The organism is Paenarthrobacter sp. CC6 (assembly GCF_040560085.1).
GTDB classification, from domain to species: domain Bacteria; phylum Actinomycetota; class Actinomycetes; order Actinomycetales; family Micrococcaceae; genus Arthrobacter; species Arthrobacter nicotinovorans.
Genome location: NZ_JARDAN010000029.1, coordinates 20,126 through 35,692, shown reverse-complemented (window position 1 = coordinate 35,692; position 15,567 = coordinate 20,126). Strand labels below are relative to the sequence as shown.

Below are 15,567 nucleotides of genomic sequence, written 5' to 3'. Positions count from 1 at the left end.
CGCAGCCTTGGGGAACAACTTGACCATAAAACGCTCCATCAATCAGAGCGTTGCAACGACCCTATGACTTTGCCCGACCACGATTGGCATTAACTGTCACCTCGGCCGGACCTGACTACGCGAACTTGGCCAAGGGGTTGGTCAAGCGGCCGGCCATTTGCAGCCCTCCGGAGGGGTCCGAGATGTCGAGCATCTGCTGGTTGTTCCGGAGCTGGAGACGGTTGAGACAGGACAGCTCGAAGTCCGCCGCGAACAGGTCATGCATGGCGAACTGGTCTGCAAGCTCCGGATGGCGCTGCTGGTATTCGCGCAGCACAGCAGCGGTGGTCTCCCAGAATTCGTCCTCGGCCAGTGTCCCGTCCTCCACGAGAACCGCGGACAGGAAGCGGAAGATGCAGTCAAAGACGTCCGTGAAGATGGCCAGGACCATTTCCTCGGCAGGGATCTCGGCCTTGATGCGCGAGACTTCTTCCGGCAGCTCCAGCCGGTCCCCCATGACAACGATTTCCTCGGCGATGTCCTTCATGATCGCCCGGACCGGCACGCCGTTTTCGAGGATCAGGATCACGTTCTCCCCGTGTGGCATGAAGGCGAGCTCGTACTCGTAGAGGCAGTGGACCAGCGGCACCAGGTAGGCCTCGAAGTAGCGGCCAAGCCATTCGGTGGGCGCCAGGCCGGACCGGGAAATCAGGGCCGAAACCACGGACTCTCCGGACGAATCCACATGCAGCAATGACGCCATGGTGGCCAGCTGTTGCCCGTCCTTAAGCAACGGCAGCGGACTCTCCCTCCACAGGGCTGAGAGCATCTTGCGGTAGGGCGAACCCTTGGCGGAAGCCGCCTCGTAGTAGTGGTTGTGGTAGCCGATGGCAGCGGTTTCACGGATCATGGCCAGGCCCCGGCTCTGGAGCTCCTGGTCATTGCCGATCAGTTCCTGAAGCCAGTCGTTGATGGCTGGCGTTGCCTTCATGTACTGCGGAGACAGGCCACGCATGAAGCCCATGTTCAGCACGGACATGGCCGTCTTCACGTACGCCTTCTCCGGTGAGGTGGTGTTGAAGAAGGTACGGATGGACTGTTGCGCCTGGTAGTTGTCCTCCCCCGTACCCAGGTTCACGATGTGTCGCTGGGCGATTTCTGCCGCGAACGTCACGGTGAGCTTGTTGTCCCACTGCCACGGATGGACCGGCATGAGGAGATAGTCCTCGGGATCCAGGCCGGACGCGGATAGCTCTGCGTTGAACCACGCCAAGGTGGCCGGCCCGAGTTCAGCTTCGAAGTGTGTCCGGTAGTCCAGCCCCGCGCTCGAGGTGAAAACTGCCTTGCTGCGGTGCACTGCGATCCATTGAAGCTTTACGGTTGCCCCGGTTTCCGGCGCGAACGCATGGTAGTCCGCGATCCCGAAACCAAGCCGGCCGTTGTTGGCCACGAAACAGGGGTGGCCTTCGGTCATGCTGTGTTCAATGGCCTGGAAGTCAGCGGCCGGGTCGGTCCCGCCCGTGATGCCCGCTGCCAGTTCGGCCGAGCTGAACGGCTTGCCCTGCTTATACGCGTGGCTGGCCAGCGTGCTGCTGATCTCCTCGAGGTACACCGGCAGCATTTCCATCCGGATGGCCAGTGCCTCGTGAAACTCGGCGATGAAGTCCAAGGCGTCAATGGGCAACTCCCCGCCGTCGCGCAGGCGCACTATGGAGTCGGCGAAAACAGACCAGTGCTCAAGCTGCAACAGCCGTGCACGGAAACGGTATTCGGTGGCGTCATCGTCGCTCATTACGCGGTAAAGCCCAATGCCGGCGCCTTCATCGCGAATAAGCTCCGGCACCAGGATGCGTTCGTGCGAGAACTCCGCGATTGCCTTGCGGACCAGATGGCGGTTTGCTGCCGCCCAGCGTTCAGGGGTCAAGTGCGACACGGAATCAACGGCGGTGGTCGTCGCTTTGTCGGCAGTGGTGGTCACAGGGATTCTCCTCTGGTCGCCGCGGCAGGCGCGGCCAGAATCGGGGTCAGGGTGGCGAGGAAATCCTCGCGGGCGCTGAAGCTCAGAAGCCCCTGCTTATGGTCTTCGGCAGGATCGACGGCGGGAAGGGTCACCACGCCGTGCGGGCGGAAGCCCACTTTCTCGTTGAGGACATGGATCTTGTGGTTGCGGGCGTCAGGCTCGACGACGATCCGCCGGGTTGCGGGGTCCGCGAACAGTTCCGTCATCACGGACTGCATAACGGCCGTGGTGTAGCCCGGTTGCGGCTCACCGACCGGCGGCGACACCAGCAGGTGCATGCCAACGTCGCCGCGCTGGACGTCGTAAACGTCCGCCAGCGGCGAAGACTCCGGACGGTACCGCTCCATCAGGAAGGCGGGGACGCCGTCGTCGAGTCCCAGGAACGCTTGGTGGTGACCGGAGGCGGCGATCTTTGAGTATTCCTCCACAACGTCCTGCTCAGTGGCCGAAAGCATGCCCCAGAAGCGGGCATACTCCTGACTCACCCAGCTGTGAAGGACAGGTGCGTCGGCTACGGGGTCCACAGCGCGGAAGGTGAAGCTCATGCCGTCACCCCGGCGTTCTCCGGGACGCCGGCCGGCACGGGAGCGGGCGCTCCAAACTGCTGGAAGGCGATGCTGCGCTCGATCGGGTAGACCTCGCGTCCGGTAATTTCGCGCAGGATGCAGGAGTTGCGGTAGGCGGCCATGCCAAGGTCCGGAGTCACGAAACCGTGAGTGTGGAGCTCCGCGTTCTGGACGAAGATCTCGCCGGGTTCGACGCCGGTTCCATAGTTGCGCTCGACGTCGAAGCGGCCCTTGGAGTCGCGGCGGATGCGGTCGTGGATGCCGCCCAGGAAGGCAGGTTCCTTGTAGCTGTAGCCGGTCGCCAGGACCACGGCTTCGGACTCGAGGCTGTAGTCGCGGCCGTGTTCCTCGTGGTGCAACTGGAGGGTATGGGTGCCCGTCGCCGCGTCCCACGCCGCTGCGGTCAGTGTCGAATGGGTGTGCAGCTGCGTGTCCACCATGCCGGAGAGGCTCTTGGTGTAAAGGAGATCGTAAATGTCGTCGATCAGGTCCGAGTTGATGCCCTTGTACAGGTTCTTCTGGCTCTTGATCAGTGAATCGCGCTGCTCGCCCGGCAGCGAATGGAAGTAGTCGACGTACTCCGGAGACGTCATCTCGAGCGTGAGCTTGGTGTACTCCAGCGGGAAGAAGCGCCCGGAGCGGGTGACCCAGTTCAGCTGGTAGCCGTAGACGTCGATTTCCTGAAGGAGTTCGTAGTAGAGCTCCGCAGCGCTCTGGCCGCTGCCCACGATGGTGATGCTGCGCTTGGACTGCAGCTCACTCTTCCTCGACAGGTAGTCGGCGTTGTGGAGGACGAGTCCCCCGGCGTGCACTATTCCTGCACAGGAGTCCGGAATGTACGGGGACGTTCCGGTGCCAAGGACCAGTCGACGGGCGCGAAGCACCTCAGCGCCATCCGGTCCCTGCACCGAAAGGCGGTACACGCCGTCGTCGTAGCTGATATCCAGCACATCCGTGCTAAAACGAACGGACTCAAGCTGGCCCGCGACCCACTGGCAGTACTGGTTGTACTCGGCGCGCAACGGGTAGAAATTCTCCCGGATGTAGAAGCGGTACAAACGGCCCGTCTGCTTCAGGAAGTTCAGGAAAGAGAAAGGCGACGTCGGGTCGGCAAGTGTGACGAGGTCAGCCATGAAAGGAACCTGCAAGTGCGCCGGCTCAAGCATCATGCCCGGGTGCCAGTCGAAGGACTCACGGCGGTCCAGGAACACGCAGTCCAAGTCTTCCAGCGGCTCGCTCAGCGCGGCCAGCCCCAGGTTGAAGGGCCCGACGCCGATGCCAGCGACGTCGTAGATCCTGCCGTTGTCAGGGGTGCTCATGCTGCTTCCTCCGTGGTGTTTGCGAGGAGGCTGGCGCCGGTCCTGCGGATCAGTTCGATGATTTCGTGGATGTCCCCCAGGCTGGCTTCAGCGTTGAGGAGGGTGAATTTCAGGTAGTGGCGTCCGGCGACCTTGGTTCCGGCAACGACAGCCTCACCCGAGGCGAAGATGGCCGCACGGATGGCTGGGTTGAGGATGTCTGCCGCGTCTTCGGCCAGTCGTGAACCCTCAACCTCGGGGCGGTACCGGAACACGAGGGTGCTCAGCTGCGGTGCTGCCGCGAGCTCGAATTCAGGGTCGTCAGCCAGCAGCATGCCCACGCGGCCCGTCAGGTCAATGGCCTCGTCGAAGAGCGCACCAATGGCGTCCGCACCCATGATGCGCAGCGTGAGCCATAGCTTCAGGGCATCGAAACGGCGTGTGGTCTGGATGCTCTTGTCCACCTGGTTGGGGATCTCGGCCTTCGCGGCGCTCTCAGGGTTGAGGTAGTCCGCGTAGTAGGTGACGTGGCCAAGCATGGAACCGTTACGGACCAGGACTGCACTGGAGCTGACCGGCTGGAAGAAGGTCTTATGGAAGTCCACAGTGACGGAATCGGCCAGGTGGATACCGTCCAAAAGGTGCCGGTAACGCCCGGAAACGATCAGGCCTCCGCCGTAGGCCGCATCGACATGCAGCCAGGAATCGTAGGCGCGGACCAATGCGGCGAGCTCGGAGAGCGGGTCAACCGAGCCGAAGTCCGTGGTCCCGGCGGTGGCCACGACGGCCATGGGTACCAGACCGGCGTCGTGAGCTTCCGCCAAAGCGGCCGCAAGCGCGGCGGGGTCCATGCGGTGGTCTTCGGCAGTAGGAATCGCGATGACGGCGTCGAAACCGAGGCCCAGCATGGAAGCCGACTTCTGGATGCTGAAGTGGCTGTCCGCGGAGGTGAAGATCCGCAGCCGGTCCAAAAGGTGCGGCAGGCGGGCGTCCCCGTTCGCGGCCCGCAGCTTGGAGACGGCGTGGTTGCGGGCGATCAGCAAGGCCTGGAAATTGGACTGGCTGCCACCTGAGGTGAAGACGCCATCGGACTCCGCGCCGAAGCCGATGCGCTCCGCGGTCCAATCGATAAGGCGGCGTTCGATCATGGTGGCGCCGGCGCTCTGGTCCCAGGTGTCCATGGAAGAGTTCACGGCCGAGAGCACTGCTTCACCCACCAAGGCGGGGATGACCACGGGGCAGTTCAAGTGCGCTGCGTAGCGGGAGTCGTGGAAGTAGACAGCGTCCTTGAGGTAAAGCTCATCGAGTTCCTCAAGGGCGGCAGCGGTGTCAGGCAACGGACGCTCAAGGTCAACCGCGCCGACCTTCGCTTTGAGATCTGCATGCCCCACACCAGTGAAGGGCCGGGCGGTCCGTTGGACCTTGGTGGAGACGGCGTTGACTCCCTGAAGCACCTGCGCCACGTAGCTGGGCGAATTGCGGGCGTTGAACAGCTGGTTTGTGGCAGCGAGGGCCAGCTCCACCTTGGAACCAAAATCCGGTTCCTGAGCGATCCGCTCTTCGACACTGGGTGACGTCACGTCAGCTTCCTTCCGTTTGCGTTGGGGCGCTTGTTAGCAAGGTAAGCCTTACTTAGGTAAGCCTTTGCGTCAAACTTTTGTGACCTATTTCGCTCGGAAGACGGTTTCTGGGTCCACAACTGCAAGATCACTCCGTCATTGACTTTTCCGGACGGGGTTTTGCGTGGAGAATACGGCCGCTTTCGGCGGAGACGGCGGGTATTTAGGTCCTTCAGGAGCCGGTACCCCAACCTCGGATCTACGGGGAGTAGAGTGCAGGAACAAGGACATTCCGCGGTTGGGGGACCCATGAAAGACCACGTTCACGAGCGGATCGGTTTCCGCGAAATCGACGAGCATGGCAATGCCGTACAGGCAGTCAGCCCGCATGTTCCGGAGACAGCAGGCCCGCCGCCCAGGCGCCTGTCCGTGAACCCCTTCATCATCGCCCTCTGGGTTCTTGACGCAGGCTTGCTGTGGGTGGGGATCTGGGCCATTGCCACCGCTGCCGCGGCATTGGTCGGGCCCGCTCCGGCGCCGTATCAATCTGCCTCAACGGCCCAGTTCACGTACATGATGTTGTCGAACGCTCCTTACGCGCTCCTGGGCGGCGTTCTGCTCACGGCAGGGCTTCTCTTTTGGCATGCCATCCAGTGGCAAAAAAAGCGGCCAACCGGGTAGTGGATACCTGGTTGGCCGCTTCTCCAAAGGAACAGCGGTCCCGGCTGCTTGAGACCGGCTGCTGGAGCCGCGCGCTAGAGCACCGTGGCCCCGAGGACGCACTTGACGTCCACCCCTGGCTTGGAGACTTCTGCGTTGATGGTCCAGTCGAGAGCTTTGTCTGCTGCGGCATCCTTGAAGGTCTGCTCTCCACGGGCGAGCACGGCAGAAGTCTTTGAATCCACCCAGCTGACGGTGATCTTGACTGCTCCTTTGGCACGGGCCGGAGGAGTCACCGTCCCTTTGGCCGTCACCTTCCCGGACGCCGTGTCACAGGAGGTCATGGAGGTTGCCTCGATGATGCCAGTGCCCGGGTTCGCCGGCTTTGCCTCGCCTGTGGTGGCGGCTTGGGTTGTGGTCGACGACGGCGGATTGCCCGCTTCGCTGCTTTGCGGCGAAGAGCAAGCGGACAGTGCCGAGACTGCAACCAGCACGCCCACGAGGCCCGCGACTGATTTCTTCATGTGATGGCTACCTGGATCTTTCGTGATGTGTAAATGAACGGACGTGTGCGTGGCAGCCGGGCTGTGAACCCGGCTGCCACGCACACTGCTACCTAGGCCTCGGAACGCTTGCGGCGCCCAGCGAGGAACAGGAAGAGACCCGCGCCAACCACCAGAAGGCTGATGGGCAGCACGGTGAGAACAACACCAGTGCTGGCCAGCGACCCTCCGGACTGATCCGACGCCGACGCCGACGGCGCGGCCGGCGGGACGGTCGGTGGGAAGGTCACTTCAGCCGTTGCAGGTGGCGTGCTCACCGGCGGTCCCGCGGGCGGAATGCCGGTGGCAGTTGCCGTGTTGGCCACCTTGCCTGCGTTGATATCCGCCTGCGTGATGGCGTACGTCGCCGTAGCCGTCACCGTCTGGCCGGGGAGCAGGACTCCCGCATCACCGGGCCAGGCGTAGTTCAAGGCAGACAGACCAGGCATGGAGTCGTTGACCACAACGCCCTTCAGCGGAACGTTTCCGGTGTTCTTCACCGTGAACGTGTAAGTGATCAGATCACCCACATGGGTGGGATCACCTACCGCAGAAGCGTCAGCCGTCTTGGTGAACTCCAAACCTGCCGCCGGGGTCAACGGAGTGTCCGTGGTACCCGGAGGAGGCGTCACCGATGGACCGGTAGGAGGAGTTCCCGTGGTGGTGGCCGAGTTGGCGACGTGACCGGCATTGATGTCCGCCTGGGTGATGGCATACGTTGCCGTAGCCGTCACCGTTTGACCCGGAAGAAGGGTTCCTGCTGCACCGGGCCACGTGTAGCTCAGCGCAGAGAGTCCAGCCAGGGGGTCGTCGATGGAGACGTTGGTCAACGTGACGTTCCCTGTGTTCTTCGCCGTGAAGGTGTAAGTGATCAGGTCACCGACCTTGGAAGGCGAGTGAACAGCGGAGTCGTCAGCCGTCTTGGTGAACTCCATGCCCGGAGCCGGGGTCAACGGAGTGTCCGTTTCACCCGGAGGCGGCGTTACCGGCGGACCAACGGGAGGAGTGCCCGTGGTCGTGGCCGAGTTGGCGACGTGGCCGGCGTCGATGTCCGCCTGGGTGATGGCGTACGTTGCCGTAGCCGTCACTGTCTCACCGGGAAGCAGGGTTCCTGCTGCACCGGGCCAGCTGTACGTCAAAGCCGAGAGGCCAGCCAGGGGATCATCAATGACCACATTCTTCAACGTGACGTTGCCGGTGTTCTTCGCCGTGAAGGTGTAAGTGATCAGGTCACCGGCCTTCGACGGGTCATGAACTGCGGAATCATCGGCAGACTTGGTGAACTCCATTGCCGGAGCCGGGGTCAACGGGGTATCCGTCGTTCCCGGAGGAGGCGTCACCGGAGGACCGGACGGAGGAGTGCCCGTCGTCGTGGCGCTGTTAGCCACGTGACCGGCGTCGATATCCGCCTGGGTGATGGCATACGTTGCCGTAGCCGTCACCGTCTGACCCGGAAGCAGCTCACCCGGAGTACCCGGCCAGTTGTAGCTCAGAGCCGACAACCCAGCCAGCTGATCCGTGATGGTCACGTTCTTCAACGTGACGTTGCCCGTGTTCTTTGCCGTGAATGCGTACTTGACGATGTCACCCACCTTGGTGGGGTTCTGGATACCGGAGGCGTCCGCCGTCTTGGTGAACTGCATGGCCGGAGCCGGGGTCAACGGGGTGTCCGTCGTTCCCGGAGGAGGCGTGACCGGAGGACCAACAGGCGGGGTGCCCGTCGTCGTGGCGCTGTTGGCGACATGGCCGGCGTCGATATCCGCCTGCGTCACCGCGTAGGTTGCCGTAGCCGTCACCGTCTCACCGGGCAGCAGGATTCCTGCAGCACCGGGCCAGGTGTACGTCAACGCCGACAAGCCAGCCAACGGATCCGTGATTGCCACGTTCTTCAGCGTGACGTTGCCACTGTTCTTCGCCGTGAACGTGTAAGTGATCACGTCGCCCACTTCGGCGGGGTTCTGAACAGCCGAGGCATCCGCCGACTTGGTGAACTCCATCGCCGGAGCAGGGGTCAACGGGGTATCCGTCGTTCCCGGAGGAGGCGTCACCGGAGGACCGGTGGGAGGAGTACCAGTAGTGGTGGCCGAGTTCGCAACGTGGCCCGCCTCGATATCCGCCTGCGTCACCGCGTACGTTGCCGTAGCCGTCACGGTCTGGCCCGGAAGCAGCTCGCCTGCGGTGCCCGGCCAGGAGTAGACCAAAGCCGAGAGACCAGCCAACTGATCCGTGATGGTCACGTTCTTCAGCGTGACGTTGCCCGTGTTCTTCGCGGAGAAGGAATACGTGATCACGTCGCCCACCTTGGTGGGGTTCTGGATTGCCGAGGCATCCGCCGTCTTGGTGAACTCCATGCCCGGCTCGGGGGTCAACGGAGTGTCCGTCGTTCCCGGAGGAGGCGTGACCGGAGGACCGGACGGCGGAGTACCAGTGGTGGTGGCGCTGTTGGCGACATGACCGGCGTCGATATCCGACTGGGTGATGGCATACGTTGCCGTAGCCGTGACGGTCTGGCCCGGAAGCAGCTCGCCCGGAGTACCCGGCCAAACGTAGTTCAGGGCGGACAACCCAGCCAAGGGATCCGTGATGGAAACGTTGCTCAGGTTCACGTTGCCGGTGTTCTTCGCCGTGAAGGTATACGTGATCACGTCACCGACCATGGAAGGATCCTTGACGGCCGACGTATCAGCTGACTTGGTGAACTGCATGGCCGGAGCCGGGGTCAACGGAGTGTCCGTCGTTCCCGGAGGAGGCGTCACCGGAGGACCAACAGGCGGGGTGCCCGTCGTCGTGGCCGAGTTCACCACATGACCTGCATTGATGTCAGCCTGGGTAATGGCATACGTTGCCGTAGCCGTCACCGTCTGACCCGGAAGCAGCTCGCCCGGAGTGCCCGGCCAAACGTAGCTCAGGGCAGACAACCCAGCCAACGGGTCAGTGATGGAAACGTTCTTCAACGTGACGTTGCCGGTGTTCTTGGCCGTGAACGTGTAGGTGATGATGTCACCCACAACCGACGGATCCTGGATCGCCGAGGAGTCAGCAGACTTGGTGAACTCCATCGCCGGAGCCGGGGTCAACGGGGTGTCCGTCGTTCCCGGAGGAGGCGTGACCGGAGGACCGGACGGCGGAGTACCAGTGGTGGTGGCGCTGTTGGCGACATGGCCGGCGTCGATATCCGCCTGCGTGATGGCATACGTTGCCGTAGCCGTGACGGTCTGGCCCGGAAGCAACTCACCGGGAGTTCCCGGCCAGGTGTAAGCCAGAGCCGACAGACCAGCCAGCGGGTCAGTGATGGAAACGTTGCTCAACTTCACGTTGCCGGTGTTCTTCGCCGTGAAGGTGTAGATGATGCGGTCACCTACTACGGACGGGTTCTGGATACCGGAGGCGTCCGCCGTCTTGGTGAACTCCATCGCCGGAGCAGGGGTCAACGGGGTATCCGTCGTTCCCGGAGGAGGCGTCACCGGAGGACCGGACGGCGGAGTACCCGTCGTCGTGGCGCTGTTGGCGACATGACCGGCGTCGATATCAGCCTGGGTGATTGCATACGTTGCCGTAGCCGTGACGGTCTGGCCCGGAAGCAACTCACCGGCAGTACCCGGCCAGGTGTAAGCCAAAGCTGACAGACCAGCCAGCGGGTCAGTGATGGAAACGTTGCTCAACTTCACGTTGCCCGTGTTCTTGGCCGTGAACGTGTAGGTGATGATGTCACCTGCAACAGAAGGGTTCTGGATGCCGGAGGCATCCGCCGACTTGGTGAACTCCATCGCCGGAGCCGGGGTCAACGGGGTATCCGTCGTTCCCGGAGGGGGCGTGACCGGAGGACCGGACGGAGGAGTACCAGTGGTGGTGGCGCTGTTGGCGACATGGCCGGCGTCGATATCCGCCTGCGTCACCGCGTAGGTTGCCGTAGCCGTCACGGTCTGGCCCGGAAGCAGTTCACCCGGGGTGCCCGGCCAGTTGTATGCCAGGGCAGACAAACCAGCCAGCGGATCCGAGATGGAGACGTTCTTCAGCGTGACGTTGCCCGTGTTCTTCGCGGAGAAGGAGTACGTGATCACGTCACCCACCTTGGTGGGGTTCTGAACAGCTGAGGAGTCAGCCGACTTGGTGAACTCCATGGCCGGACCCGGGGTCAACGGAGTGTCCGTCGTTCCCGGAGGAGGCGTCACCGGAGGACCGGACGGAGGAGTACCCGTCGTCGTGGCGCTGTTAGCCACGTGACCGGCGTCGATATCCGCCTGGGTGATGGCATACGTTGCCGTAGCCGTCACCGTCTGACCGGGAAGCAGTTCACCCGGGGTGCCCGGCCAGTTGTAGGCCAAAGCCGAAAGACCAGCCAGCGGATCCGTGATTGAGACGTTGCTCAACTTCACATTGCCGGTGTTCTTCGCCGTGAACGTGTAGGTGATCTTGTCGCCAACTACCGAAGGCGACTGGACCTCGGATGCGTCCGCCGTCTTGGTGAACTCCATGGCCGGGCCAGGAGTCAGCGGTGTATCGGTGCCCGCAGGGGGCGGGGTCACGGCAGGACCGGTGGGAGGGGTTCCCGTGGTGGTTGCCGTGTTCGCAACGTGACCGGCGTCGATGTCCGCCTGGGTGATGGCATACGTTGCCGTAGCCGTGACGGTCTGGCCCGGGAGCAACTCGCCCGGAGTGCCCGGCCAGGAGTAAACCAGAGCCGACAGGCCAGCCAGCGGGTCATTGATGGAAACGTTGCTCAACTTCACGTTGCCGGTGTTCTTCGCCGTGAAGGTGTAGGTGATGATGTCGCCGACGACGGACGGGTTCTGGATGTCGGATGCATCGGCCGACTTGCTAAATTCCATGGCGGGGCCAGGAGTCAGCGGAGTGTCGGTGGTGCCGGGCGGCGGGATGACGGGCGGACCGGTCGGAGGATTACCCGAGGTGGTGGCCGAGTTGGCTACGTGTCCTGCGTCGATGTCCGCCTGCGTGATGGAGTAGGTTGCCATCGCGGTGACAGTCTCGCCCGGAAGCAGAGTACCCGGGGTGCCGGGCCAGCTGTACGTCAGGGTGGAGAGGCCAGCCAGCGGATCGGTGATGACAACATCCGTCAACGCCACATTTCCGGTGTTGGTAGCCGTGAACGTGTAGGTGATCTTGTCGCCCACTACAGCCGGCGACTGAATCCCGGACGCGTCCGCGCTCTTGGTGAACGTCATCGAAGGAGCCGACTGCGCGGTGTTGGTCAGCACGCAGTCAATGTCGGCGCCGGCCACAGGTACCAGCGCCAGGGATCCCTCAAATGCAACGCCGCTTGGCAGATTGGCCTGCAGTCCGTTGGCATCTGTACAGGTGATGGTCTTCGCGTAATCGGTCAAGTTGGAGCCACCCGACTCGGTCAGGTAGTAGCTGGCACCAGTGTCAGCGACGTACTTCCCCGTGGTGCCGGTTCCGGTGGAAACGGTGGAGCCGGAACCACTGGTGGTGGAGTTGGCGGGGTTGCTGACAACCTGGCCGGTGGCAGAGCCCGAACGGATCTCCATGGTGAACTGATCAGCATCAGACAGTCGCGGAGCGTCCAGGGCCTTGCTCAAGGTAATCCGGGGGGCACGCACAATGAGCGTCGCGTCTGCCGGCGGGTTCAGGTTGGTGACGATGTTATCCGGACCGTTGACGTACGTTCCTTCGGTATCCGATGTGACGTCAACCGTGATGGTGCAGGACTCGATGCCTGCAGCGAGGTCGCCACCGGTGACGGAGATGGAATTACCGCCAGCAGCAGCGGTCTTGACGAACGGGGCAGTCCCCGCAGCCTGGACACAGGTCCCGCCAATGTTGGGGGTAGCTGCGACAACCAGCCCGGCCGGAAGGGTATCCGTAATGGACCAGTCGCTCTTGGCCTTGACGTCGTCAGTGTTGGTTACGGTCAGGGTAACCGTGGAGGTTCCACCCGGCCCGATGAGGGCAGGCGTGAAAGCTTTGTCCAGCTGCGGCGTTACATCCACGATCTGGGGAAGGTCGAAGGTCACATCGTTGCCCGACCCGGTGGTTGCTTCGTTGCGAAGCTCCAAGCCCAACGATGGCGAGGTGCCCTCGGGAATCTTGAACGCGCCGGACTGCAGCTTGGTGACCTGGACTTCCGGCGAGGTGCTGCCGCCGCAGGGGTCGAGACCCGTCCCCAGCACGATCGGAGTGCCGTTGACCAGGAGGCTGAAAGTCTCGCTGGCGTGCGCCGCGTGGCAGTTAACCTCCGCAAAGTACGCCGAGACAGCGTAGTAGTGGCCGGATACGGCTGGGATGGAATTCTTTGTCGTCCGGAACATCACGCCGGGATCGATCAAGCCGGAGCTTGCGTTGGTGTACTCGGAGAGAGCCTGGTTGCTGGCGGCTTGGGCAGCAGTTTGGCCTTGAGCGAGGCCAAGCGCCTGAGCCATGGACCGGATCTGGTTCCAGCCTGCCGGTTGGTTCCTGTAGCAACCCAGGTCGGTTGGCGGCGTTGGTGTTGAAGAGTTGAGGATCCATCCGTCGCACTGCCCGCCGGCGGGCGTATACGGGGTATCGGCCGTGTACGTCTCATTGGCGGCGGCGGCGCCTCCGGTGTAGTTCAGGAGGCTGATGGCATTACTTGTCGCGTTTTGGTTGGAGAAATCCTCCGTGTAGACCGGCGTCCCTGGCTGGGTGACGCCTGGGGTTCCCGGCGTGGTTGCCAGGGCTGGCGGCGCCATGGCACCACCCACTCCCAGGGAAATTATGGCTGTAGCGAGCGCACCCGCCAACAGCTTTCGTGGATATGAATGTTTCATTGGCTCTCTTGCCTGTCTGGACCACGCCTGGGATCCGGTCGAGCTTGGAATCCTCGCGTGATGGCTGTGAAATGCGGAAGGCTACTCCCAGTTGCCTTGTGTGCTTCCACAACCATTCGTGACGCAGAAAAGCGCCAAATTTTCCTGACAGCACCACGGCATAGAGCACCCAACTTCTTAGTGGGCGAAACTCACGAATCGTGACGCGAAATCAGCAAGAATTTTTTCAAGCCGCCAAGAACAGCCCTTTCGGGCGCCTTAATGACTTTCGGGCGCCTTAATGAAAGGTATTGGTGAACGTCTTCGGCACGATTCCTTGCCCGCTGAACTGGTAGTCCAGGGTTCCGCTCTCCGCACCGTCAGGCAGGGTCACGGCGACGACAAAGGTCAACTGCTGCGGGTCAAGCGTGGCTGTGGTGCACCGGATCCGGCGAGCCTCGGATGCGCTGCACTCCCAGCCCTCCGGCACCACCGTCTTCCCTGCTATGAAAGTAGCGTCCGCCGGCAGGGCAAAGACCACTTCTCCGGATGTCGGCGAACCATCCCCGGCCAGGGAAAACTGGACGCCAAGGTCGCGTTCAAGGGGGCTTGGTCCCTGGCTGGCCGAGAACGTCGCCTCAACCGTTTGCGTCAAGGGTGCCGCCGAAGCGGTGGCCTGCGGCGCCGTCGTCGAATAGATGACGCCCGGGTCTACGACAACAGCGCGCCTTCCCGACGGCTCTTCCGGCGGAACCACGACGGCGGGAGGTTGACTGGGAGCCAAAGATGGCACAGCCGTTGGGGCAACGACAGGGAGGAGGGGCGGCTCCACAATGGCACTGGGTTCAGGCGACGCACTGCTGCTTGGAACCGGGGCCGGCGCCGTTTCCTCGGCCGCCGGAATACTGGCAGGAGATTCTGCAACAACTACAGAAGCGGGACCGGGTTCGGGTTGCAGGAACCAGGTGATGACCCCCGCCAGAGCTGCGGCACCCACCACCATGGCCGCCGGGATTTTCCAGGATTGGCTGACTCCGTGAAGGCCAACGACGGCGGCCTTGCCGCCGCCCGCTGCGACACCGGCTCCTGGCCACCCGACCGCTGCGGCAGCTGCCGGGGTAAAGGCAACGCCCGCAACCAAGGGGAAAAGGATGGCACGCAGGCCGCCCTGGACGTCATTGAGTTCCATCAACAACGCGGTGCACTTGGCGCAGTCTTCCAAGTGGGCACCCACTTTTTCCTTGGACGTGCGTTTGAGGGCATTGCGCACATACTTGCCGAGCTGGCTGGCAAATTCGTCGCAGGCCTGGTCAACGCTGCGGCTGATGTGGTGTTGCAGGTAGGCCTGACGCAAACCTTCCCTGGCCCGGATGGCCAAGGATGAGACGCCGTTCGGCGTGAGGCCCACCAGCGGGGCAACAGCGGCCGGCTTCAATCCCTCGATATCAAGGTGGAAGAGAACGGCCTGCCAACGCTCCGGCAGCGATTTGAAGGCATTGGCCATGATGCTCGACTCAAGATCGCCAACCACGGGATCGTCATCATGGACAGCCGCGTCCAGGATGGCGTCATCCGCTGCAGTTTGCGTTTGTCTGGCTTTTCGGTTGCGTTCATGCGCTGTACGCCGCACCACCGTCAGGAGGTACGAACGGAAAAACTCCTTGGGGCCTTTGCCGTCCTTCAAGGACTGGAAGATGGTGGCAAAGGCCTCTGCGACGACATCATCGGCGTCGCTGGGGTTGTCGGACTGTGTGCGCGCGACGTAGTGGGCGATCTGGACGTGCCGCTTGTAGAGGGTGTCAAAGGCGTCCGTGACGCCCTGGCGGACAAGGTTCAGGATATGGGGATCGCTGTCATTTTCGGCAGCCAAAGTTGGGGACGCCCCACCGGCCCCGGACATTAATACTTGATCCATAAACAATAGTGTGACACCAGATTGCATCTTGACTTGAATCACAGGTTACTTAGGACTATAAGGGGCGAAAAGTTTCGTCGAATAAGCGACATAAAACTGTTCCCGCCACCACTAATCAGGCATGAAGTTTCACAACTCCGGCGAAGTGCGACGACTAGCGCGTTTCAAAGGGCGGTCTTCATTGTCGAGGGCGGTCCGGAGCGTCTCCGCGGGCACCGCAATCCACTCGCGAAGTGCGAAAACACCGTTTTCGCACTTCCGGCATCACGGCAACCGGCCGCT

At 62.6% G+C, this 15,567-nt stretch carries 8 protein-coding genes; 1 reads left to right on the top strand and 7 read right to left on the bottom strand.

Features of this window, described 5'->3' with window-relative positions; all coding sequences use genetic code 11:
* Positions 1-115: 115 nt before the first annotated feature.
* Genes PV760_RS20230 through PV760_RS20215 form a run of 4 tightly spaced genes read right to left on the bottom strand, consistent with a single transcriptional unit; the run spans position 116 to position 5,443 of the window.
* Entirely contained in the window at positions 116-1,957 is a 1,842-nt protein-coding gene (locus PV760_RS20230; RefSeq protein ID WP_354628549.1) for an IucA/IucC family protein, read from the bottom strand.
* Complete coding sequence (locus tag PV760_RS20225) at positions 1,954-2,544, bottom strand: GNAT family N-acetyltransferase (protein ID WP_354628548.1); 591 nt, start codon at positions 2,542-2,544, stop codon at positions 1,954-1,956. The genes PV760_RS20230 and PV760_RS20225 overlap by 4 nt, the downstream gene beginning before the upstream one ends.
* Complete coding sequence (locus PV760_RS20220; protein WP_064722993.1) at positions 2,541-3,884, bottom strand: lysine N(6)-hydroxylase/L-ornithine N(5)-oxygenase family protein; 1,344 nt, start codon at positions 3,882-3,884, stop codon at positions 2,541-2,543. Before PV760_RS20220 ends, PV760_RS20225 begins: the two co-directional genes overlap by 4 nt.
* Entirely contained in the window at positions 3,881-5,443 is a 1,563-nt protein-coding gene (locus PV760_RS20215; protein ID WP_110505938.1) for a pyridoxal phosphate-dependent decarboxylase family protein, read from the bottom strand. Before PV760_RS20215 ends, PV760_RS20220 begins: the two co-directional genes overlap by 4 nt.
* A 288-nt stretch (positions 5,444-5,731) precedes the next feature.
* On the opposite strand from PV760_RS20215, the gene PV760_RS20210 reads away from it, so the two are divergent.
* On the top strand, positions 5,732-6,103 hold the full coding sequence (locus PV760_RS20210) for a hypothetical protein (protein ID WP_018778978.1): 372 nt from the start codon (positions 5,732-5,734) through the stop codon (positions 6,101-6,103).
* A 74-nt stretch (positions 6,104-6,177) separates the two neighbouring features.
* Here PV760_RS20210 and PV760_RS20205 read toward each other — a convergent pair whose 3' ends face one another.
* The 3 genes from PV760_RS20205 to PV760_RS20195 form a co-directional block, all read right to left on the bottom strand.
* Complete coding sequence (locus tag PV760_RS20205) at positions 6,178-6,606, bottom strand: hypothetical protein (protein ID WP_354628547.1); 429 nt, start codon at positions 6,604-6,606, stop codon at positions 6,178-6,180.
* A 92-nt stretch (positions 6,607-6,698) separates the two neighbouring features.
* Complete coding sequence (locus tag PV760_RS20200) at positions 6,699-13,391, bottom strand: beta strand repeat-containing protein (RefSeq protein ID WP_354628546.1); 6,693 nt, start codon at positions 13,389-13,391, stop codon at positions 6,699-6,701.
* 277 nt (positions 13,392-13,668) lie between these two features.
* Positions 13,669-15,285, bottom strand: a complete 1,617-nt coding sequence (locus PV760_RS20195; RefSeq protein WP_354628545.1) for a sigma-70 family RNA polymerase sigma factor — start codon at positions 15,283-15,285, stop codon at positions 13,669-13,671.
* Between the last annotated feature and the right edge of the window lie 282 nt (positions 15,286-15,567).